Here is a 21,053-nt window from a genome sequence, read left to right on the forward strand (position 1 = left end):
ACCTTCGTAACCCTCCTGCAGGGCATAAAGGTTGCTCTATCGACCTCTTGGCGAATATTCCAGCCCCAGATCGCAATCGCCCGGTTCGCTACGGCCTAGGACAGCCAACAAACCAATTCTTGCTCAGCCTCGTCGGGCAAACCACGCGACATGAAGGTCAAGAGATTCGGCGCGAAATATTCTGATTGACCGAATTCCAGTCTTCGGTTAAACCGCAAAACATCCCGGCCCGCCAAAGGGACGTTTCGCGATCGTCACGATACGTAGGCCGGGATGCGATGGACGCGGCAGCGCCGGCGCGTGACGGGGTGGCAGGGCGGGCGAACCCCGTGAGCCATCATCATCCGCGCGATCGACACGGCGCTGTCACAGCGTTTCCTTTCGGCGTCGGGGGCGAGCACGCGCGAGCGTCCGAATGTCTCGGGAGGAACGTCCGCGGACGGCAAAAGCGTGTGGTCCTGGCGCCCGGGGTCTGTGCGTCAAGGCTTGCGGTGGTGCAGCGGCCCGACCGGGCGCGCACCGATCATCCGCGAGGCGACGGGGGCAATAGTGCATCGCTCCCCGGGGAGAGCGCGCCATAAGCCGTAAAACCATTGCGCAGGGAAGGCCGGGATGTCCCGGCATCACCTGTGGTCACCCCGCGTGCGTCTCTCGCGTGCGGACCCTGGGTGCCAGCCGGCGCCCGGCCTTCCCTGCGCCCTCTCGTCTCGATGAGGGTGAAAGGGAGAGCAAAGCTCGGGCGCTCGCGCCGCGAGATCGAAAAGACGTGTCCGCACCGATCGGCAAGACGTCGTCCCGCCCGTGACCGGCGATGTTTGCCGCGCCGCCCCCAACTTCATCTTGCGCTGCGGCAAAAAACTTGCACACTCAGTCGGCCGGGGAGCCATAGAGAGCTCTACAAGGGGAGCGAGCCAATGTCCCTCCAGACCGTACCATCCGACGCGGCTGATCAGCGCCCTAACCGTCCTGAGGATATTCAGGCGCTGGAAGCGGATGCGCGGCTGCGCGACGACATCCGCCTGCTCGGACGCATTTTGGGCGACACGGTACGCGACCAGGAGGGCGCCGATGTGTTCGACCTGGTCGAGCGCATCCGCCAGACCTCGATCCGGTTCCACCGCGACGAGGATCGGCTCGCCCGCCGCGAACTCGAGCAGATCCTCGACAGCATGTCGACGTCGGAGACGGTGCGGATCGTCCGTGCCTTCAGCTATTTCTCCCACCTCGCCAACATCGCCGAGGATCAGAACAACATCCGCCAGATGCGCGCCCGCAGCGCCGCCAACGGCGCCGGCGTGCTGGCGGAGACGCTCGCCCACGCCAAGGCTGCGGGGATCGGCGCCGACGCGTTGCGCAGCTTCTTCAAGACCGCGCTGGTCAGCCCGGTCCTGACCGCGCACCCGACCGAGGTCCGCCGCAAGAGCACCATGGACCGCGAGATGGAGGTCGCAGGCCTGCTCGACCGCCGCGAGCGCGTCGCGCTGACCTCGGATGAGGCCGCCGCCAGCGACGAGCAGCTCCGCCGCGAGGTGCTGACGCTGTGGCAGACCAATCTGCTCCGCCGCACCAAGCTCACCGTGCTCGACGAGGTCGCCAACGGCTTGTCCTTTTACGACTATACGTTCCTGCGCGAGGTGCCGCGGCTGGTCAACGTGCTGGAAGACCGGCTGGAGGAGGGCGGCGAGGCCGCGGCGTCCGAGCTCGCCTCGTTCCTGCGGATGGGAAGCTGGATCGGCGGCGACCGCGACGGCAATCCCTTCGTCACCGCCGACGTCATGCGCGGCACGCTGCGGCTGCAGTCGAGCCGGGTGATGCAGTTCTATCTGGAAGAGCTGCACGTGCTCGGCTCCGAGCTGTCGATCGCGGCGCATCTCGCCGACGTCTCCGAAGAGCTGCGCTCGCTCGCGGAGCGTTCGCCGGATACCTCGCCGCACCGGAGTGGCGAGCCTTATCGGCTTGCGGTCTCCGGTATCTATGCGCGCCTGACGGCGACGGCGGAAAAGCTCGAGGTCGAGATCACCCGTCGGCCGGTCGGCAGGGGCGTTCCTTACGAGAGCGTGAAGGAGCTGCAGGCCGATCTCGACGTGCTGCATCGCTCGCTGATCTCCAACAATGCCCGCGTCATCGCGCGCGGCCGGCTGCGGCTGTTGCGGCGCGCGGTGGACTGCTTCGGCTTCCATCTGGCGCGGCTCGACATCCGGCAGAATTCGGCCGTGCACGAGCGCACCATCGCCGAGCTGATGGACGCCGCCAATCCCGGCATGTCCTATCTCGCGCTCGGCGAGGACGCGCGCATCTCGCTGCTCACCAACGAGCTGCGCTCGACGCGCGCGCTGGTGTCGCCCTTCGTCAAATACAGCGACGAGACCATGGGCGAGCTCAACGTCTTCCATGCCGCGGCGGAAGCGCATGCGAAGTTCGGCTCGGACGCCATTCCCCAATGCATCATCTCGATGTGCAAGGGCATGTCGGACATGCTCGAGGTCGCGGTGCTGTTGAAGGAGGTCGGCCTGGTCCATCCCTCCGGGCGCAGTGCGATCAACATTGTGCCGCTGTTCGAGACCATCGAGGATCTGCAGGCATCTTCCGGCATCATGGACCGGATGCTGTCGCTGCACGATTACCGCCGCCTCGTCGACAGCCGCGGCAGCGTGCAGGAGGTCATGCTCGGCTATTCCGACTCGAACAAGGATGGCGGCTTCGTCACCTCGGGCTGGGAGCTCTACAAGGCCGAGATCGGTCTCGTCGAGGTGTTCGAGCGCCACCATGTGCGGCTGCGCCTGTTCCACGGCCGCGGCGGCTCGGTCGGCCGCGGCGGCGGTCCGAGCTATGACGCCATCATCGCGCAACCCGGCGGCGCGGTGAGCGGCCAGATCCGCATCACCGAGCAGGGCGAGATCATCTCGTCGAAATATTCCAACGCGGAAGTCGGCCGCAACAATCTGGAGATCCTGGCGGCGGCGACGCTGGATGCGAGCCTGTTGCAGCCGCGCCAGAGCGCGCCGCGCCGCGAATACCTGACCACGATGGACGAGCTGTCGAACCTCGCTTTCAAGGCGTATCGCGGCCTGGTCTACGAGACCGACGGCTTCGTCGACTATTTCTGGGGCTCCACCGTCATCAACGAGATCGCGACGCTGAACATCGGCAGCCGTCCGGCCTCGCGCAAGAAGACCCGCGCCATCGAGGACCTGCGCGCCATCCCCTGGGTGTTCTCATGGGCGCAATGCCGCCTGATGCTGCCGGGCTGGTACGGTTTCGGCAGCGCCGTCGAGCAGTGGATCGCCGAGCATCCCGACAAGGGCATGCCGTTCCTGAAAGAGCTCTACAAGGAATGGCCGTTCTTCCGCATGCTGCTGTCGAACATGGACATGGTGCTGGCGAAAAGCTCGATCGCGATCGCCTCGCGCTATGCCGAGCTGGTGCCCGACGAAGCACTGCGCGAAAAAATCTTCGGCCGCATCCGCCGCGAATGGCATTCCTGCATCGAGACGCTGCTGGACATCATGGGCCAGGATCGGCTGCTGCAGGGCAACCCGCTGCTGGAGCGCTCGGTGCGCCACCGCTTCCCCTATCTCGATCCGCTCAACCACGTGCAGGTCGAGCTCTTGAAAGAGCATCGCGCGCAGAACCCGGACGAGCAGGTGCTGCGCGGGATTCAGCTCACCATCAACGGCATCTCGGCGGGGTTGCGGAATACGGGTTGAGAGGGCGAGTAGCGAAATGGCGAGTGGCGAATGGATTTCACTCGCCACTCACTATTGGCCTCTCAGCAGAAATGCGCGCCCTGCGTCTCCACATAGACCGAGTACAGCGACTGGCTCGCGGTCATGAACAGGCGGTTGCGCTTCCGGCCGCCGAAGCAGACATTTGCGCAGGTCTCCGGCAGCAGGATCTGCCCGATCCGCGCGCCGTCGGCCCCCGAAAACACCTGCACGCCGTCATAGCCCGGACCGACCCAGCCGGCGCCGACCCAGATGTTGCCTTCGGTGTCGACGCGCAGTCCGTCGGGGAAGCCCGACTTGCCGTCGAGCTTCATGTCGATCAGCTTCTTCGGGTTCGACAGCTTCGGGCCGTCGATGTCGTAGGACCACACCACGTTCTCGGCCTGCGGATAATGCGTGATGCCGGTGTCGCAGACATAGAGCTTCTTGTAGTCGTGCGAGAACGCGATGCCGTTCGGCTTGAACGGCTCGTCCGCGACCTTCGCGACTTGTCCGGTCTGCGTGTCGAGGCGATACACCGCTTCCTTCTGGAAGGGCTGCAGTGAGCCGGTATTGGCGAGCTTGCCCTCGTAGATGCTGATCGCGCCGTAGCCGGGATCGGTGAACCAGATCGCCTTGTCGTTGGGATGCACGACCATGTCGTTCGGCCCGTTGAGCGGCTTGCCGCCCGCCTGTTCGGCGAGCGTCGTCACCGAGCCGTCGTGCTCGTAGCGGACGAGGCGGGTGCGCTCGGCGCTGATCTGGCGCCCCTCGGTGTCGAACGAATTGCCGTTGGCCTCGTTCGACGGCTTGTGGAACTGCTCGGAGATGTGGCCGTCGTCGTCGAGATAGCGCAGCTGCCGGTTGGCGGGGATGTCGCTCCAGACGAGATATTGTCCCTGCGCATTCCACGCCGGCCCCTCCGCCCACAGGCAGCCGGTGTAGAGCCGCTTGATCGCGGTGTTGCCGACCTTGGCCTTGAAGCGCTTGGGGTCGATGACGACGATGTCGGGGTCGGGATAGCGCTGCGGCTCGGCATTGGCGCCGAACTCACGCGCGTCGGCCCTTGAGGCGAGCAGGGCGGATGCGGCGACGGTTGCCGCGCCCTTGAGAAGCGTGCGGCGGCCGAGGCCGCCGTTTGTCGTCGTGTCGTCGGTGTTGGTCAGTATTCTTGTCATGGTTTCCTCCCAAGATTGTGTTGGGAGGACACCATTCGCCCGCAATCAGGCTTAAAGCAGGGCGATCTCTGGACAAGACAACCAGAGATCGCAGCGCAGGGATGCCAAAAATATGGCTAGACGGGATCCTTACACCGGATCCCAAGGGAAGATGTCGGCGGAGCGGTCAAGCTTGTAGAACGAGCCCTTCAGGGCCGGCATGCCGTGTTCCGCGATCGATTGCGGCGTCCAGCCCTCGCTCCGGTGCACCGAACGCAGCGGACGGTTCTGGCTGAACAGGAACAGCTCGTTCATGCGCGCGCCGAAGATCTGGCCGCTGACGTCCTTGGCGGCATCGGAGAGCAGGTAAGCGCAGATCGGCGCGATCTTCTCCGGGCCCATCTGCTTGATCTTCTCGACGCGCGCCTTCTCGGCCTCGGTCTCGGTCGGGATGGTGCCGATCATGCGGGTCCAGGCGAACGGCGAGACGCAGTTCGAGCGGACGTTGAAGCGGCCCATGTCGAGCGCGATCGACTTCGACAGCCCGATGATGCCGAGCTTGGCCGCGGCGTAGTTGGCCTGGCCGAAATTGCCGATCAGGCCCGAGGTCGAGGTGAAGTGCACGAAGGAGCCCGACTCCTGCTCGCGGAAGATGCGCGCGGCGGCGTGGCTGACGTAGAACGAGCCCATCAGATGGACCTTGATGACGGCCTCGAACGCTTCCACGCTCATCTTGTGGAAGATCATGTCGCGCAGGATGCCGGCATTGTTGACGACGCCGTCGAGCCGGCCGAAATGATCGGTCGCGGTTTTCACGATCTTGCTGGCGGGAACGGCTTCGGCGACCGACTCGAAGTTCGGGACAGCGATGCCGCCGCGCTTCTTGATCTCCTCGACCACCTCCTCGGCAGGCGTGGCACTGGTGCCAGCGCCGTCGGCGGCCCCGCCGGGATCGTTGACGACGACCTTGGCGCCTTCCGCCGCGCAGAGCAGCGCGATCTCGCGCCCGATGCCACGGCCTGCGCCGGTGACGATGATGACCTTGTCTTGCAGTGATTTGCTCATGTCGATTACCTCTCGTTCGTGAACACGATCGTGCCACTGGCGCCGAACATGCCGCCGACGCCGTGGCACACCGAAATCTTCGCGTTCGGCACCTGCGCCGGCGCGATGCCGCGCATCTGGCGCACGCTCTCCTGGAGCGCGTACATGCCGTACATGCCGGAGTGCATGTAGCTCAATCCGCCGCCATTGGTGTTGAGCGGCAGCTTAGCCCCGGGCCGCGTGTTGCCGTCGGCGATGAACTTGCCGGTCTCCTCGTGCGGCATGAAGCCGAGATCGCCGAGGCCGAACAGCGGCAGATGCGCGAAGGCGTCGTAGATCATGAGATGATCGACGTCCTTGTGCGCGATACCGGCTTCCCTAAACGCCAGCGGCCCCGCCGTCTTGAACGCGCGCGAGGAGTTGAAGGTCTCCATCTGGCTGACCATCGGCGTCTCGACGCTCTCGCCGGTGCCCATGATGTAGACGGGCCTGCGCGGAAAATCCTTGGCGCGGTCGGCCGAGGTCAGGATCAGCGCGCCGCCGCCGTCGGTGACGAGGCAGCACTGCAGCAGGCGGAACGGATAGGCGATCATGCGCGAGTTGAGCACGTCGGCAACCGTGATCGGGTCCTTCATCATCGCCCGCGGATTCTTCGCCGCCCATTCGCGCTGCACGACCGCGACCGAGGCGAGCTGCTCATGCGTGATGCCGTAGGTCTTCATGAAGCGCAGCACGGGGATCGGGAACATGCTGGGCGGGCCGTAGACGCCGTAGGGCGCCTCGAACTGGCCGTTGAGGCTGTCCGCCGGCGTCGAGCGCGGCAGCTTGCCGATCATCGACTTGCCGCTCTCGGCGTGCGTGATCAGCACGGTCTTGCACAGGCCGGCCTCGATCGCCGCCGCCGCGTGGCGGACGTGCAGCATGAACGAGCAGCCGCCAACCGAGGTGCCGTCCACCCAGGTCGGCTTGATGCCGAGATAGTGACAGACCTGCTGCGGCGTTTCGACCGCGGTGGCGAAGCCGTCGATATCGGACAGCTTCAGCCCGGCATCGGCAATGGCATTGAGCGCCGCATCCGCGTGAAGCTGGAGCTGCGACATGTTGGGGACGACACCGAGCTCGGTGGTCTCGGCCGCGCCGACGACGGCAACCTGGTTCTTGCGCATGACTTACCCCTTCGCCGGACGGAAGACGGGGAGGGTGATCTTGTCGTCCAGCTCCTGGAACGCGACCTCGAGCTTCATGTCGAGCTCGAGTGCCTCAGGCGTCTGCGGGCAGTCGATGATGTTGCTCATCATCCGCGGGCCCTCGTCGAGCTCCACCACCGCGATCGCGTAAGGCGGCGTGAAGCCGGGCGCGGCGGGGCGGTGGTTGATCACGTAGCTGTAGAGGAAGCCCTTGCCACTCGCCTTGAAGATGCTGACCTTGCGCGAGGCGCAGGAGGGGCAGAACGGGCGCGGCGGGAAATAGACATGCGCGCAGGCATCGCAGCGCTGCAGGCGCAGTTCGCCCGCCTTCGTGCCGTCCCAGAAATGCTGGGTCTCCGGCGTCGGTTTCGGTCGCGCGCGCTGCGGTTCGGCCATCTCGGAAAACCTCCCAGAAGACAGGCTTCCGCCCGTCTGTTTCGATCTTGATGCGACAATCGACTATGGCGCGTCAACGGTCCAGCCGGGAGCATGCATGCCATCATGCGCACAATGCTTGTGTCGAACTGAGGCGGCGCTATAGATTGCGCGCGCAAATATTCCGTGAGACAGACATGCCCGATTTTCCGACACTGGCGAAGCTCGCCGACGACCTCGAAAGCGGCCGCACCACCTCCCGAACACTGGTCGAGGCGTGCATCGCCAAGATCGCCGATCCCGCCGGCGAGGGCCAGCGCGCCTTCATCCATGTCGACAAGGACGCAGCCCTCGCGGCTGCCGATGCGATGGACGGTTTGCGCAAGGCCAAGGCCGCGCCGTCGCGCTATGCCGGTATCCCGGTCTCGATCAAGGATCTGTTCGACATCAAGGGCCAGGTGACGCGCGCCGGCTCCCGCGCGCTCGACGATTCTCCGCCGGCGGAGCAGGACGCTGCCACCGTGGCGCGGCTGCGCAAGGCCGGCTTCGTCGTGATCGGCCGCACCAACATGACCGAGTTCGCCTATTCCGGCATCGGCATCAATCCGCATTACGGCACGCCGAAGGGCGCCTGGAACCGGGCCGAGGGTCACGTGCCCGGCGGCTCGTCCTCGGGCGCCGCGGTCTCCGTGCTCGACGGCATGGCGCATGGCGCGCTCGGCACCGACACCGGCGGCTCCTGCCGCATTCCCGCCGCCTATAACGGCATCGTCGGCTACAAGCCGACGCAGAGGCGCGTTCCGCTGGATGGCTCGGTGCCGCTGTCGTTTTCGCTCGACAGCATCGGGCCGCTGGCGCGATCGGTCAGTTGCTGTGCCATTCTCGACGCTGTGCTCGCGAACGAGCCGGTCGTTCCGCTGAAGCCGCGCCCGGTGAAGGGCATGCGGCTGGCGGTGCCGACCACGATCGCGCTCGACGATCTCGACGCCCCCGTGGCTGAGACGTTCGAGCGTGCGCTGAAAGCGTTGGCCGATCACGGCGCCATCATCGAGCGCATCGAGATGGCCGAATTCCACGACATCGGCCCGATGAACGCCAAGGGCGGCTTTGCGGCCTCCGAGAGCTACGCCTGGCACCGCTATCTCATCACGTCGAAGGGCGACGTCTATGATCCCCGCGTGTCCGTCCGTATCATGCGCGGCGAGGCGCAGAGCGCGGCCGACTACATCGATCTGCTCAACGAGCGCCGCTCGCTGATCGCCCGCGTCAATGCGCGCATCGCGCCCTATGACGCCCTGGTGCTGCCGACCACCGCCAACACGCCGCCGAAGATCGCAGATCTCGCCGACGACAAGGCGTTCACCACGCAAAACCTGCGCGCGCTGCGCAATTGCACCCTGATCAACATGATCGACGGCTGCGCCATCTCGCTGCCCGCGCATCGCGAGGGCGACATTCCCGTCGGCCTGATGCTTGCAGGGGCGGGCGGATCCGACCGTCGTATCTTTGAACTTGCTGCCGGCATGGAGGCCGTAATTCGTGTTTGACCTGACTTTCACCGTCGATGCCCAGGACACCACCACGCCGCTGACGCTGGCGATCGACCAGATGGTCATCGCCGGCTGGACCGGCCGCGATCCCGTCGCGCGCGACAAGCACATCGCCGAGCTGCAGGAGATGGGCATCGCCCCGCCGGCCTCGACGCCGATCTATTACCGCGGCTCGGCGCGGCGGCTGACGCAGGAAGACGCCATCGAATGCACCGGTGGCGATTCCTCCGGCGAGGTCGAGTTCGTTCTGATCGGCTGGCAGGGCCGCATCTTCGTCGGCTGCGGCTCGGACCACACCGACCGCAAGGTCGAGGCCTATAACGTCACGGTGTCCAAGCAGATGTGCGACAAGCCGATCGCCTCGACACTTTGGGAGCTCGAGGACGTCATCGGCCACTGGGACAAGATGATTTTGCGCTCCTACGCCACGATCAAGGGCGAGCGCGTGCTCTACCAGGAGGGCACGCTCGACGCGATGCTGCCCGTCGCCGACCTCATCGCGCGTGGCTTTGACGGCGGCAAATTCCCCGACGGCTGCGCCATGTTCGGCGGCACCTTCGCCGCCAAGGGCGGCATCCGCCCCGCGGACCGCTTCGATTTCGAGCTGGAAGATCCCGTGCTGAAGCGTACGATCAAGCACGGCTACGCCGTGGCGACGCTGCCGGTGCGGGGCTAGCTGTTGCAGTTCGAGAATGCACTCCGCGAGATCCGTCCTCGCTAGGCACGATACCTTTGGATACATTTGCCGCCCGTAATGAAACGCATCTGTCGATGAACAACGAGCGACGCCCACAATGACTATTACGGGCGTCGCTCCCGTGAGTTTGGTTCTCACTATTCTTGTGTGAATTCACCTCGGCAACAAACCGTCAGCACGGATGGTTGTACGATGGGGAAATTCGACCAGGGGCTTGGGGCGATCGGCACGCTTGCGCTGGCGGGGGTGCTCTCCGTCTTGCTGACAGTCGGCATTCCATTGGTATTGGCTTGCGAATCTATCCGGGCTTCCGATTGGCTTGGCTTTGCCGGCTCGATTGGCGGGGCCATGGTCACGCTGATTGCAGCTGTGCTTGCCTGGCGGGCCGTTCAAAAGCAGGTTGAGGTTCAGCGAGATATTGCCGACCGGCAGTCGGCTCTGGTTGCATTCAAGGCGCTGCGCAATCTGTCGACTCTTATCGCCCAAGATCAGAGATTCATGAGAGAAGTTCGCTTTTCGGCCTACCAGCCGGTTCGGCGCGAACGATTTCGATTCCAGACTGAAACCATCAGCATTGCGTCCTTCAACTCAGAGAAGGCCAAGTTCGAGCGTGATAAAAAACAGATCAGAAGGCTCGCGAACCGCAGCTTGAAGACGAACGACCAGATTCACTCAATTGTCGATGTAAAACAGAGGAACAAAATTCGCGACGCTCTGAAGGCTTTGGATGAAAAATTCGGAAAAGCGCAGAAGGAGTTCAACCGAATTGCCGAGATGCCCAGGCCGGATGAGGTCTTCCTGAGTGCCGAAGCAGTGGCAGCCTGCAAGCAGATCACTGTCTTGCCCGATGCCGAGTTGGCGAGATCAGCCGCGGACGGACATCTTGTTGTCCTAAAAAAAGAGGCAACCAGAATTGCGGACCTGCTTAGGGAGGCGCGTCGACGAGCCTCTCTCTGAGCGAGCAATTTTCTATGATTTGCAGCACTCTCACGTTGGTGCTGTTTGACCCACTTCCCGGAAATCGGGTGGCCCAGAACCGCGTTATGAGCGAAACTGGGGCCATGACAGCAACAGCACGCAAATCGCCCTCTCAGTCGCCCGCGGACCTCGCCACCCACGTCGACACCCTCGACTGGCCCCAAATCACCGCCGAGCTCGACGCCCAGGGCTGCGCCGTCCTGAAGGGCCTGCTGACGCCGGACCAGTGCCGCGCCGTCTCCACGCTCTATCCCGACGACTCGCACTTCCGCAGCCGGATCGTCATGGGCCGCCACGGCTTTGGCCGCGGCGAGTACAAATATTTCTCCTATCCGCTGCCCGATCTGATCGCGCAGCTGCGCCCGGCGCTTTACGCCCACCTGCAAGGTGTCGCCAATCGCTGGAACGAGTCTATGGGGATCGACATCCGTTATCCCACGGCGCACGCGGCGTTCCTCAAGCGCTGCCACGAGGCCGGACAGGCGCGGCCAACGCCGCTGCTGCTGCAATATGAAGCCGGCGACTACAACTGCCTGCACCAGGATCTCTATGGCGAGCACGTGTTCCCACTCCAGGTCGCGATCCTGCTCTCCGAGCCGGGGCGCGATTTCACCGGCGGTGAGTTCGTGCTGACGGAACAACGTCCGCGTATGCAGTCGCGCGCCGAAGTGGTGCCGTTGGCGCAGGGCGACGCCGTTGCTTTCGCTGTGCATCATCGCCCCGTGCAGGGGACACGCGGCACCTATCGCGTTAATCTGCGCCATGGCGTCAGCCGTATCAGGTCCGGCCAGCGCCACACGGTGGGTGTGATCTTCCACGATGCCAAATGAGTGTTGCGATTGACGGCTGATCTGTTCGACAGCGTTGCCGAGGCGCAGCCGTCGCGCGAGGAGATCGCCGACGGCGCCGTGCTGCTGCGTGGTTTCGTCAGGCCGATCGAGAGCGAGCTGATCGAAGCGGCGCGCGCCATCGTGGCGCAGTCGCCGTTCCGGCGGATGACCACGCCCGGCGGCCATTTGATGTCGGTCGCCATGACCAATTGCGGCGAGCGCGGCTGGATCACCGATCACACCGGCTATCGCTATGACCCGATCGATCCGCGAACCGGTGCGCCATGGCCGGCGATGCCGCCGGTGCTCCGCGATCTCGCCCGCCGCGCGGCGGAGCAGGGCGGCTTTCAAAACTTCGCGCCCGATGCCTGCCTCGTCAACCGCTACGAGCCCGGCACGCGGCTGACGCTGCATCAGGACAAGGACGAGCTGGATTATTCGGCGCCGATCGTCTCGGTCTCGCTCGGCCTGCCCGCGACCTTCCTGTTCGGCGGCCTGGCGCGTAGCGACAAGCCGCGGCGCTTCCGGCTCGTCCATGGCGACGTCGTCGTGTGGGGCGGGCCGTCGCGGCTCGCCTATCACGGCATCGCGCCGCTTGCCGAAGGCGAGCATGCGCTGCTGGGGCGGAGGCGGATCAATCTGACCTTCCGCCGGACCCGCTGATCTTCCTTCTCCCCTTGTGGGAGAAGGTGGATCGCTGACGCGCAGCGGCAGCGAGACGGATGAGGGGTCTGTCTCCGCGGATGGAGACCCCTCATCCGCCTTCCCTTTGGGAAGGCACCTTCTCCCGCAAGGGGAGAAGGGAAGAGTCCCGGAACAACGGTGCTTCGATTACGGCTTCGGCGGGTGAATGAACGCCCAGGGGCTGACTTCCGAATCCCTGGTCACCTCGACCGAGATCAGATACGGCCCGCCATGGCTAAGCGCCTTCTCCATCGCCGCCTTGAACTGGTCCGGCGCAGTCACGCGCGCCGCTGCCACGCCAAAAGACTCCGCGAGCTTGACGAAATCGGGATTGACGAGATCGGACGCCACCACGCGGCCGTCGAAACGTTCGCGCTGGTCGCGGCGGACATTGCCATAGGCGTTGTTGTTGAACACCAGCGTCACCACGCCGATGTTGAACTGCACGGCGGTGGCAAGCTCCTGCACGCCGAACATGAAGCCGCCGTCGCCGGTGATCGCCACCACCGGCTTGTCGGGATTGGCGACCTTGGCGCCAAGCGCGGTCGGGAAGCCGGAGCCGAGCGTGCCCTGATAGCCTGACGTGATGAAGGTGCGCGGCTCATAGACCGGGAAGCCGTACCAGGAGGCGAAGCCAAACTGCGACAATTCGTCGGTGACGATCGCATTCGCCGGCAGCACCTCGCGCAGGATGTTGAGATACGCCATCTGCGGCTGGATGCGCTGGATCTCCTGCTGAGCCGTCGCAGTCGCGTCGCGGATGGCGGCGCGGCGGCCGGCGGTCTTGCTGTAGCCGGCCTTGCTGACGGCGGCGGCAAGATCGGCGGTTGCGGTTCTGGCGTCGGCGACAATGGCGGTGTCGGAGATGAAGCGCCGCATCTCGACCGGATCGATGTCGATGCGGATGCTCTTCAACCCGTCCGGCCGATACGGCCAGCGCGACATCGTCGGCAGCTCCAGCCGCGAGCCGATGCCGATCATCAGGTCCGTCTTCGGCCACAGCTTGTAGGCGGCGGCCATGGTGAGGCCGAGCTCATGCGCATTGGAGACGATGCCGCGGCCGCTGCGGAAGGCGACGACGGGCGCGTCGATCATCTCGGCGAGCGCGAGGATCTCCTCGCGCGCCTCGATCGCGCCGCTGCCGACGAAGATCATCGGCGCCTTGCTGTTCTTGATCAGCGCGGCCGCCTGCTTGATCATGTCGGGGTCGGGCAGCGGCGCGGGCAGCGGCTCCAGCACCTGTGCTGCGCGGGTGTCCGCGCGCTGCGTAAAGATGTCCCAGGGCATTTCGACCGAGGCGGGGCCGCGCCGTCCCGACGTCATCTCCTGGAAGGCGCGCGCCACGGTGGTCGGCGCATTGCCGGGATGCTCGATGCGGTCCGCCCACTTCACATAGGTGCGCAGGGTCGCGAGCTGGTCCGGCATCTCATGCAGATGGCCGCGGCCCTTGCCGAGAAATTGCGTCGGCACCTGGCCTGTCACGCACAGCACCGGTTCGTTGCAGCCATAGGCCGTGAGCAGCGCCGCGCTGGCGTTGAGCACGCCGGGGCCGGGCACCACGCTGAACACGCCGGGCCTGCCGCTCGCGCGCGCATAGCCGAACGCCATGTAGCCGCAGGCCTGCTCGTGCCGCGCGCCGATCACCTTGAGCTGGGCCTGGTGGAAGGCATCGAACAGGCCGTAGACCTGCGCGCCGGGCAGGCCGAACACGGTGTCGACGCCATGGGCGACTAGCCCGCTTACGATCGCTTCGCCGCCGGTGAGGGTGGTCATTGCACTATTCCAGTTCCATTGTTCTTCAGGCTTCGTCGACGACACCGTTGCGCAGGGCTCCGATGCCTTCCGCCGCGACCTCGATGACGTCGCCGGGCTTCAGGTAGCGCGGCGGATCGAACCGTGCGCCGGCGCCGGTCGGCGTGCCCGTGACGATGATGTCGCCGGGGACGAGCGTTGCGAAGGTCGAGATATAGCTGATGAGATAGCGGAACGGAAACATCAGCCGGCTGGTACGATCGTCCTGCCTGAGCTCGCCGTTCACATGGGTGGTAAGACGGATATCCGCGATCTGCGATTCCTTCGTGTAGGGCACGAGCCAGGGCCCGAGGCTGCCGCTGGAATCAAAGTTCTTGCCTTGCGTCACGTTGAACTTGGCGTGGCGCAGCCAGTCGCGCACCGAGCCCTCGTTGCAGAGCGTGAGCGCTGCGATGTGGTCGAGCGCAGCGCTTTCCGCGATGTGCCGGCCGGGCTTGCCGATCACCAGCACGATCTCGCCCTCATAGTCGAGTTGCGCAGAGGCGCGCGGACGCACCAGCGGCGTATCGTGGCCGACAAAGGAGCGCGGCGACCGCATGAACATGCTCGGATATTTCGGTGCGTCCTGGCCGTCCTTGTACTCGGCATTGCGGTCGGGATAGTTGACGCCGATGCAGATGATCTTCTCCGGCGCGGGCATCGGCGGCAGCCAGGTGATATCCGAGCGCGCGTGATCCGGCGAACGGCCGGCGGCTTCTTCGGCCAGGCTTGCGAGCTTTCCGGCCGCGATCACCTCGCGCAGCGTCGGATAGTCCTTGGCATGGCGCGGGGAGAGATCGACGATGCCGCCCTCCAGGACGGCGCCGTAGCGGATATCACCCTTGATGGAATAGGTGGCGAGGTGAGGGAGCTTCATCAGTCAGCCACCAGCACGTCGGCGACGAATTTCGGCTCGCGCACGGCTTGGCCCGTGAAGGGCGAGCCCTGCTCGAACCAGGAGCGCGGCGCGGGCGCGCCCCACAAGGTCTGGCGCCGCGGATCGCGCAGCGACCAGCGCAGCGGCTCGTGGTCGTGATCCCCGGTAAAATAGTCGCTGGTGTAGAGCTCGAGCCGGTGACCATCGGGGTCGCGCACATAGAGGAAGAACGCATTCGAGATGCCGTGACGTCCCGGGCCGCGCTCGATGTTCTTCACGAAGCCTTGCGAGGCCATGACGTCGCAGAGATGAATGATGTTCATCGCCGTCGGCGTCCAGTAGGCGAAATGGTGCAGGCGCGGGCCCTTGCCGTTGGTGATCGCGAAATCGTGGACGTTGCCCTTGCGATGCATCCAGGCGGCGGCGATGCGCCCGTTCGGTCCATCCTCCTCGGCATATTCGGTGAGGCGGAAGCCGAGCCGTGCGTAGAACTCGACGGTGTCCTGCACCTCGGCGGCGAAGACGTTGAAATGGTCGAGCCGCTGCGGGTGGCATCCCCTGTAGAGATCGTAACGGCGGAGCAGATGCGGCCGGCGCTCCATCGACGCATAAAGCTCGATCTGGAAACCGAAGGGATCGGTGAATTGCAGCGTGCGGCCCTGGAAGGGCTGATCGACGAAGGCGTAGCTGAGGCCGTTCTCGGAGAGGAAGGCGGCCGCCTTGTCGAGATCCCTGTCGTTGCCGACCTTGAAGCCCAGACGGGCGCAGGCGGGCGCTGCGGCTTTCCGCAGCACCAGCGAGTGATGCTGGTGCTCCTCGGCGGCGCGCAAGTACACGACATTGTCGTCGGCATCCTCGACATGCAGGCCGACGGTGGTCTCGTAGAACTCGCGGCTCAGCTTCAGATCGGTCACGTCGAGCACGACGTGGCTGGAGCGGATGATGTTGAACGGCGGTTCGAAGACGTGTTGCGGTACGGGCATTGGCGTTTTCCCTCTTTAGGTCCCGTCATTCCGGGGCGGTCCGGCAGGACCGAACCCGGAATCTCGAGGTTCTCAGGTGCGCAATTGCGCACCATAGTTCGATGCTTCCCATCGCCCCGGAACGACGGCGGTTCTAAATTCCCAGTTTCTGAATCTTGTGCGTGCCCCGCGCCAGCGAGACGTGCTTGGTTTCCATGTAGAAGTCGAACGAGTAGTCGCCGCCGTCGCGGCCGATGCCGGAGGCTTTCATGCCGCCGAACGGCGTCGGCAGATGGCGCACGTTTTCCGAATTGAGCCAGATCATGCCGGCCTCCAGCGCATCGGCAACGCGCAGCGCGCGGCCGACGTCGTTGGTCCAGACATATCCGGTCAGCCCATAGCGGATGTCGTTGGCGATCGCGATCGCGTCCGCCTCGTCCTTGAACGGCAGCACGGTGAGGAAGGGGCCGAACACTTCTTCCTGCGCGACGCGCATCTTGCCGCTCGCGCCTGTTACCAGTGTCGGCTCGACATAATGCCCGCCGCCGGGGCCGTCATAGGCCTTGCCGCCGACCGCGATCGTAGCGCCGTCCTGGCGCGCGACGTCGAAATAGGAGCAGACCTTTGCGAGGTGGCGTTCGTGGATCAGCGGTCCGATCTCGGTGGCGGGATCGAGGGGATGGCCGACTTTCAGCGCCTTCACGCGCGCGGTCAGCTTCTCGATGAACTTGTCCGCGATGTTCTGCTGGATCAGCAGGCGGCTCGACGAGGTGCAGCGCTCGCCGTTGAGCGAGTAGATCATGAACACGACGGCATCGAGCGCGCGGTCGAGATCGGCATCGTCGAACACGATCACCGGGTTCTTGCCGCCGAGCTCGAAATGCACGCGCTTCAGCGTCGGCGCGCCCTGAACCATGATCGCCGAGCCCGTCGCGCTCTCGCCGACGAAGCCGATCGCCTTGATGGCAGGATGCTCGGTCAGCGCCTTGCCGGCCTCCTCGCCAAAGCCGTGCACGGTGTTGAGCACACCGTCCGGCACTCCGGCCTCCTTGACCAGCCGCGCCAGGATGGCGGCCGTCACCGGCGACCATTCGGCCGGCTTGTGTACGACCGTGCAGCCGGCCGCGAGAGCAGGGGCGATCTTCCAGGTCGAGAGCATGAACGGCGTGTTCCACGGCGTGATCACGCCGACCGGGCCGATCGGCACGCGCGTCGAGATATTCCAGTGCTCGTCGCTCGGCGTGTTGAGGCCGTCGCGTGCCTCGGCGCATTTGTCGGCGAAGAAGCGGAAGTTCTCGGCGGCGCGGATCGCGGCCTTGGCCATGAAGCGATAGGCCTGTCCGGTGTCGATGCATTCGAGCACCGCGATGTCGTCGGCATTGTCCTCGATCGCGTCCGCAACGCGATGCAGCAGCTTGCGCCGCATCGCAGGCCCCATGTCGCGCCAGGACTTGAAGGCGAGGGAGGCCGCAGTGGCTGCCGCGTCGATATCTTCGGCGTTGCCGCGCGCAACGGTCGCAAGCACTGCGCCATCAACCGGCGACTTCGTCTCGAAGGTCTCGCCGGAGATCGAGGCGACGGTCTTGCCGTCGATCATGTGTCCGATGCCGTCGGCGCGGAGCTTCTTCAGCAGCGGCGCGGCGCGGTCGCGGTTGGCCTGGAACACATCGGCTTTGGGCGTGGGCTTATCCATTTGCGGCCTCCACTTTCAGTGCGTCGTGGATGTTGTTGCGCTTCCAGCTGGTGTCCTTGTCGTTGATCTGCATGTCGAACGACAGGGCGAACTTGCTGGCGGCGAAGACGGGGTCGAGATGTTTTGACAGCACCTGGAAGACGTGCTCGCCGGCTTTCTGGCGGGTGGGAAGATCGCGGCCCTCGCCGATGCGCAGCACCATGTCGAGGAAGCCGTAGTCGTTTCGCGCATCCGCAATCGCATAATGCTCGCACCTGACGGCGCGGACGCGGATGCCGCCGAGCGGGAAGATGCCGGTCTCGACCGCCGCCCTGCGCACGACTTCGCAGACCGCGCTGATGTCGAGACGGCTGTCGAGATTGGCCGAATATTCGATCGTGAAATGCGGCATCGCGGTTTCACTCCCTGTATTTTTATCGTTCAGGCGAAGTAGCAGCTGACCGAGCCGTAGGCGCCATAATCGGCCTGAATTGTGTCGCCCTTGCGGGTCTCGATCGGACGGATGAAGGACCCCGCGAGCACGACCTGTCCGGGCTCCAGCGCAAGGCCGAGCGGCGCGATCTTGTTCGCAAGCCAGGCGACAGCCGTCGCGGGATGATTGAGCACGCCGGCGGCAAGGCCGGTCTCTTCCAACTGGCCGTTCCTGAAACACAGCGCACCGATCCAGCGCAGATCCGAATCGAGCGGACGGATCGGACGTCCGCCGAGCACGATGCCGGCATTCGCCGCATTGTCGGCGATGGTGTCGAAGATTTTGCGCGTCGCCTTGGTCCTGGGATCGACGCGCTCGATGCGCGTGTCCAGAATCTCCAGCGCCGGCACCACGAAGTCGGTGGCGTTGAGCACGTCGAACATCGTGCAGTCCGGCCCCGACAAGCGCTTGCTCATCACGAAGGCGAGCTCGGCTTCGACGCGCGTGGCGATGAAGCGCTCGGTCGGGACGAGGCCGCCATCGGCGAAGAACATGTCGTCGAGCAGCACGCCGGAATCCGGCTCGTCGATATTGAGCGCGCTCTGCATCGCCTTCGAGGTCAGGCCGATCTTGTGGCCCTTGACGGCGCGCCCCTCGGCGATCTTGACGTCGACCCACGCCTTCTGAATCGCATACGCATCGGCGATGGTGATGTCGGGGAAATCCTGCGAGAGCTGCCGGATCTGCACGCGGGTCTTCTCCGCCTGGTGCAGACGCCTCGCGCAAGCTTGGATATCGTCGTTGGAAAGCGCCATTGGTGGTCTACCAAAATCGTGGTGCCGGGAAATACTTAACATGTTAAGTGAATGCGTCAAACGGAAATTGGCTTGCTGCACTGCAAACGTTTTGCGGTCTGAAGGGGCGTCATGACGAAGAGACCGGCCGATCCCGCCAACGGAAACGCGCCTGCCGCGCGACACGTGCCGATGCGCGACTTCTCGCGCTCGCTGCCGATGTCGCTCTTGCGGGCACGCGAAGCCGTGATGCGGCAGTTTCGTCCCAATCTGCGCGAGCACGGCCTGACCGAGCAGCAATGGCGCATCCTGCGCGCGCTCGCCTCGATCGAGGCGGCGGAAGTGACGGAACTCGCGCGCACCGCGTTTCTGCTCGGGCCGAGCCTGTCGCGGATCCTGCGCGATCTCGAGGCGCGCAATCTGATCGAGCGCAAGACCGCGAAGACCGACCAGCGCCGCAGCATGGTCTCGATCTCGAAGGAGGGCGTGAAGCTGATGGCGCTGGTCGCGCCGTCCTCCGAAGCAATCTATGCCGAGATCACGCAGCGCTTCGGCGCGCGCAAGCTCGCCGAGTTGCAGGAGATGCTCGGGCAGTTGGAGTTGTGCCTTGCTTCCACCGACGCGAGCGACGACGTCGCGGATGAAACGTAACGGCAAATTTGCATGATGATGTTCCTGCTACGCATGACTGTCGTCATTGCTTAACGCGTGAGCAGCGCGCGCGACGCGAAATGCGCGAAAAGCCCTCTGGAAATAGCCGAGAATAGATCGTCGCCGCAGGTGTTACACACAATCAGGCGCGCGTTCTCCGCACTTAGTCGATGACATCTCAATATCAATTTACTCACGCCGGGAGAATCCGTAAGTAGCATCCGGCTCTGTATTCAGTAACAAAGCCAAACAAAGAAGGGCCGACAAGGATGCCCGGCCCCAGGGAGGAATGAATGAGACTGACGAGACGCGACTTCGCTGCCGGAATTGCTGCCGGCATTGCCGCGCCCTACCTCATCAAGAGCGCGCATGCGCAAGGCGCCACCATCAAGATCGGCATGTGCGCGCCCGTCACGGGCCCCGCCGCTGAATCCGGCGGCTACGCCATCAAGGGCGCCAAGCTCGCGCTCGAAGCCGTGAACAAAGCCGGCGGTATTCTGGGAAAGCAGGGCGAGCTGATCGTCGAGGACGACCAGACCACCAATCCCGGCATCGTGCTCGCGTTCTCGAAACTCGCCGCGCAGTCCGACATCGTCGGGTTCCTCGGCTCGATCCGTTCGACCCAGGTGCACGCGATGGCGCCCGACGTGATCAAGCTCGGCAAGCCCGTGATGATCGGCGGCACCGATCCAAACCTCACCCACATGGGCAATCAGTGGCTGTTCCGCTGCCGTCCCAATGACAGCTATTCCGGCCGCGTCATCGCCGAATACGGCGTCAACACGCTGGCCAAGAAGAAATGGGCCGTGCTGCACTCGACCGATGCGTTCGGCACCGCCGGCGGCAAGGCGCTGACGGAAGCGCTGACCAAGCTGGGCGCACCGCCCGTGCTCGATCAGGGCTACGCCAACCAGAGCCAGGATTTCACCCCGGTCGTGCTCGCGATCAAGCAGTCGGGCGCCGACATCCTCGGTTCCTACTTCACCTTCGAGAACGATCTCGGCATCTTCGCCCGCCAGCTCCGTCAGCTCGGCGTCAACATCCCGTGGGTCGGCTCGCCCTCGATCGTCAACATCACCGCGCTGAAGCTCGCCGGTCCCGCGCTCTACAACACCTACGGCGTCGCCGACTACGCGGAAGATTCCAGCGAGGGCTCCAAGGCGTTCGGCAAGATCTACCGTGATGCGGTCAAGGTCGCGCCCGACAACCAGAGCTCCTGGACGTTCGATGCGGTCAACGTGCTGGCTCAGGCCATCAACAAGGCCGGCTCGACCGATCCCGCCAAGATCCGCGAAGCCATCCTGGCGACCAGGAAGTTCGCCGGTGCCGAAGGCGAGTACAATTTCGACCAGAACGGCGACGGTCTCCACGGCTACAACATCGTGAAGAACGAGAAGGGCACCATCACCTTCGACAAGCACATCGAGTTCAACGACTGACGGGGCAGGGACGCACGGACGGATGGGTTCCCTCCCCCCTTGCGGGGGAGGGTTAGGGAGAGGGGTAAGCCGCACGCGCGGTGTTTGTGGCTTACCCCTCTCTCCAACTCTCCTCCGCAAGCGGGAGAGAGCCCTACCACCTCCCGCGTGGCCTCTTACGAGATGCTGTGAACACGACAGCAACTCCGCTCCCGCCGGCACCGAATATTCGCTTCTCCAACAGAACGC

At 64.7% G+C, this 21,053-nt stretch carries 18 protein-coding genes; 8 read left to right on the top strand and 10 right to left on the bottom strand.

The window, feature by feature from the left end; translation table 11 throughout:
* Positions 1-914 precede the first annotated feature (914 nt).
* Positions 915-3,707 (top strand): phosphoenolpyruvate carboxylase, encoded by a 2,793-nt coding sequence (gene ppc, locus VGR99_RS15940; protein ID WP_326899532.1) that lies wholly within the window; start codon positions 915-917, stop codon positions 3,705-3,707.
* A 62-nt stretch (positions 3,708-3,769) separates the two neighbouring features.
* On the opposite strand, the gene VGR99_RS15945 is transcribed toward ppc, so the two are convergent.
* The 4 genes from VGR99_RS15945 to VGR99_RS15960 all read right to left on the bottom strand — a co-directional run bounded on the left by VGR99_RS15945 (position 3,770) and on the right by VGR99_RS15960 (position 7,488).
* Positions 3,770-4,882: an SMP-30/gluconolactonase/LRE family protein gene (locus VGR99_RS15945; RefSeq protein ID WP_326899533.1), complete on the bottom strand. Its 1,113-nt coding sequence runs from the start codon at positions 4,880-4,882 to the stop codon at positions 3,770-3,772.
* Positions 4,883-5,011: 129 nt separating this feature from the next.
* Positions 5,012-5,926 carry an SDR family oxidoreductase gene (locus VGR99_RS15950; RefSeq protein ID WP_326899534.1) on the bottom strand — a complete coding sequence of 305 codons (915 nt, stop codon included), beginning with the start codon at positions 5,924-5,926 and terminating at the stop codon, positions 5,012-5,014.
* Positions 5,927-5,931: 5 nt separating this feature from the next.
* Complete coding sequence (locus VGR99_RS15955; protein ID WP_326899536.1) at positions 5,932-7,071, bottom strand: thiolase C-terminal domain-containing protein; 1,140 nt, start codon at positions 7,069-7,071, stop codon at positions 5,932-5,934.
* 3 nt (positions 7,072-7,074) lie between these two features.
* Positions 7,075-7,488 carry a Zn-ribbon domain-containing OB-fold protein gene (locus VGR99_RS15960; protein ID WP_027558650.1) on the bottom strand — a complete coding sequence of 138 codons (414 nt, stop codon included), beginning with the start codon at positions 7,486-7,488 and terminating at the stop codon, positions 7,075-7,077.
* Between the two features lie 176 nt (positions 7,489-7,664).
* On the opposite strand from VGR99_RS15960, the gene VGR99_RS15965 reads away from it, so the two are divergent.
* The 5 genes from VGR99_RS15965 (at position 7,665) to alkB (ending at position 12,185) form a co-directional block, all read left to right on the top strand.
* Positions 7,665-9,014 (top strand): amidase, encoded by a 1,350-nt coding sequence (locus tag VGR99_RS15965; protein ID WP_326899537.1) that lies wholly within the window; start codon positions 7,665-7,667, stop codon positions 9,012-9,014.
* Positions 9,007-9,693: a DUF2848 domain-containing protein gene (locus VGR99_RS15970; protein WP_326899538.1), complete on the top strand. Its 687-nt coding sequence runs from the start codon at positions 9,007-9,009 to the stop codon at positions 9,691-9,693. The genes VGR99_RS15965 and VGR99_RS15970 overlap by 8 nt, the downstream gene beginning before the upstream one ends.
* Positions 9,694-9,906: 213 nt before the next feature.
* Complete coding sequence (locus tag VGR99_RS15975) at positions 9,907-10,671, top strand: hypothetical protein (RefSeq protein ID WP_326899539.1); 765 nt, start codon at positions 9,907-9,909, stop codon at positions 10,669-10,671.
* Between the two features lie 104 nt (positions 10,672-10,775).
* Positions 10,776-11,522, top strand: coding sequence for a 2OG-Fe(II) oxygenase (locus tag VGR99_RS15980; RefSeq protein WP_326899540.1), 747 nt, complete (start codon positions 10,776-10,778; stop codon positions 11,520-11,522).
* Between the two features lie 9 nt (positions 11,523-11,531).
* Entirely contained in the window at positions 11,532-12,185 is a 654-nt protein-coding gene (gene alkB / locus VGR99_RS15985) for a DNA oxidative demethylase AlkB (protein ID WP_326899541.1), read from the top strand.
* 168 nt (positions 12,186-12,353) lie between these two features.
* Here the strand turns inward: alkB and VGR99_RS15990 are convergent, their stop codons facing one another.
* The 6 genes from VGR99_RS15990 to hpaH form a co-directional block, all read right to left on the bottom strand.
* Positions 12,354-13,979: a thiamine pyrophosphate-dependent enzyme gene (locus VGR99_RS15990; RefSeq protein WP_326899542.1), complete on the bottom strand. Its 1,626-nt coding sequence runs from the start codon at positions 13,977-13,979 to the stop codon at positions 12,354-12,356.
* A gap of 25 nt (positions 13,980-14,004) precedes the next feature.
* Positions 14,005-14,874: a fumarylacetoacetate hydrolase family protein gene (locus VGR99_RS15995; protein ID WP_326899543.1), complete on the bottom strand. Its 870-nt coding sequence runs from the start codon at positions 14,872-14,874 to the stop codon at positions 14,005-14,007.
* Positions 14,874-15,857 (bottom strand): 3,4-dihydroxyphenylacetate 2,3-dioxygenase, encoded by a 984-nt coding sequence (hpaD, locus tag VGR99_RS16000; protein WP_326899544.1) that lies wholly within the window; start codon positions 15,855-15,857, stop codon positions 14,874-14,876. Before hpaD ends, VGR99_RS15995 begins: the two co-directional genes overlap by 1 nt.
* Before the next feature lie 133 nt (positions 15,858-15,990).
* Positions 15,991-17,529: a 5-carboxymethyl-2-hydroxymuconate semialdehyde dehydrogenase gene (gene hpaE, locus VGR99_RS16005; protein ID WP_326899545.1), complete on the bottom strand. Its 1,539-nt coding sequence runs from the start codon at positions 17,527-17,529 to the stop codon at positions 15,991-15,993.
* Positions 17,522-17,920, bottom strand: a complete 399-nt coding sequence (locus VGR99_RS16010) for a 5-carboxymethyl-2-hydroxymuconate Delta-isomerase (RefSeq protein WP_326899546.1) — start codon at positions 17,918-17,920, stop codon at positions 17,522-17,524. The genes hpaE and VGR99_RS16010 overlap by 8 nt, the downstream gene beginning before the upstream one ends.
* 29 nt (positions 17,921-17,949) lie before the next feature.
* Complete coding sequence (gene hpaH / locus VGR99_RS16015) at positions 17,950-18,756, bottom strand: 2-oxo-hept-4-ene-1,7-dioate hydratase (protein WP_326899547.1); 807 nt, start codon at positions 18,754-18,756, stop codon at positions 17,950-17,952.
* Between the two features lie 111 nt (positions 18,757-18,867).
* Between hpaH and hpaR the strand changes: the two genes are divergently transcribed.
* Positions 18,868-19,386 (top strand): homoprotocatechuate degradation operon regulator HpaR, encoded by a 519-nt coding sequence (gene hpaR, locus VGR99_RS16020; protein WP_326899548.1) that lies wholly within the window; start codon positions 18,868-18,870, stop codon positions 19,384-19,386.
* 293 nt (positions 19,387-19,679) lie between these two features.
* Complete coding sequence (locus tag VGR99_RS16025; RefSeq protein WP_326899549.1) at positions 19,680-20,825, top strand: ABC transporter substrate-binding protein; 1,146 nt, start codon at positions 19,680-19,682, stop codon at positions 20,823-20,825.
* Positions 20,826-21,053 lie beyond the last annotated feature (228 nt).

The sequence above is a fragment of the Bradyrhizobium sp. genome, assembly GCF_035935975.1.
Taxonomy (GTDB): domain Bacteria; phylum Pseudomonadota; class Alphaproteobacteria; order Rhizobiales; family Xanthobacteraceae; genus Bradyrhizobium.

Excerpts from the sequence above, each read along its gene's own strand:
- ppc (WP_326899532.1), top strand. The coding sequence starts at position 915 with ATGTCCCTCCAGACCGTACCATCCGACGCGGCTGATCAGCGCCCTAAC.
- VGR99_RS15945 (WP_326899533.1), bottom strand. The coding sequence starts at position 4,882 with ATGACAAGAATACTGACCAACACCGACGACACGACGACAAACGGCGGC.
- VGR99_RS15950 (WP_326899534.1), bottom strand. The coding sequence starts at position 5,926 with ATGAGCAAATCACTGCAAGACAAGGTCATCATCGTCACCGGCGCAGGC.
- VGR99_RS15955 (WP_326899536.1), bottom strand. The coding sequence starts at position 7,071 with ATGCGCAAGAACCAGGTTGCCGTCGTCGGCGCGGCCGAGACCACCGAG.
- VGR99_RS15960 (WP_027558650.1), bottom strand. The coding sequence starts at position 7,488 with ATGGCCGAACCGCAGCGCGCGCGACCGAAACCGACGCCGGAGACCCAG.
- VGR99_RS15965 (WP_326899537.1), top strand. The coding sequence starts at position 7,665 with ATGCCCGATTTTCCGACACTGGCGAAGCTCGCCGACGACCTCGAAAGC.
- VGR99_RS15975 (WP_326899539.1), top strand. The coding sequence starts at position 9,907 with ATGGGGAAATTCGACCAGGGGCTTGGGGCGATCGGCACGCTTGCGCTG.
- VGR99_RS15980 (WP_326899540.1), top strand. The coding sequence starts at position 10,776 with ATGACAGCAACAGCACGCAAATCGCCCTCTCAGTCGCCCGCGGACCTC.
- VGR99_RS15990 (WP_326899542.1), bottom strand. The coding sequence starts at position 13,979 with ATGACCACCCTCACCGGCGGCGAAGCGATCGTAAGCGGGCTAGTCGCC.
- VGR99_RS15995 (WP_326899543.1), bottom strand. The coding sequence starts at position 14,874 with ATGAAGCTCCCTCACCTCGCCACCTATTCCATCAAGGGTGATATCCGC.
- hpaD (WP_326899544.1), bottom strand. The coding sequence starts at position 15,857 with ATGCCCGTACCGCAACACGTCTTCGAACCGCCGTTCAACATCATCCGC.
- hpaE (WP_326899545.1), bottom strand. The coding sequence starts at position 17,529 with ATGGATAAGCCCACGCCCAAAGCCGATGTGTTCCAGGCCAACCGCGAC.
- VGR99_RS16010 (WP_326899546.1), bottom strand. The coding sequence starts at position 17,920 with ATGCCGCATTTCACGATCGAATATTCGGCCAATCTCGACAGCCGTCTC.
- hpaH (WP_326899547.1), bottom strand. The coding sequence starts at position 18,756 with ATGGCGCTTTCCAACGACGATATCCAAGCTTGCGCGAGGCGTCTGCAC.
- hpaR (WP_326899548.1), top strand. The coding sequence starts at position 18,868 with ATGACGAAGAGACCGGCCGATCCCGCCAACGGAAACGCGCCTGCCGCG.
- VGR99_RS16025 (WP_326899549.1), top strand. The coding sequence starts at position 19,680 with ATGAGACTGACGAGACGCGACTTCGCTGCCGGAATTGCTGCCGGCATT.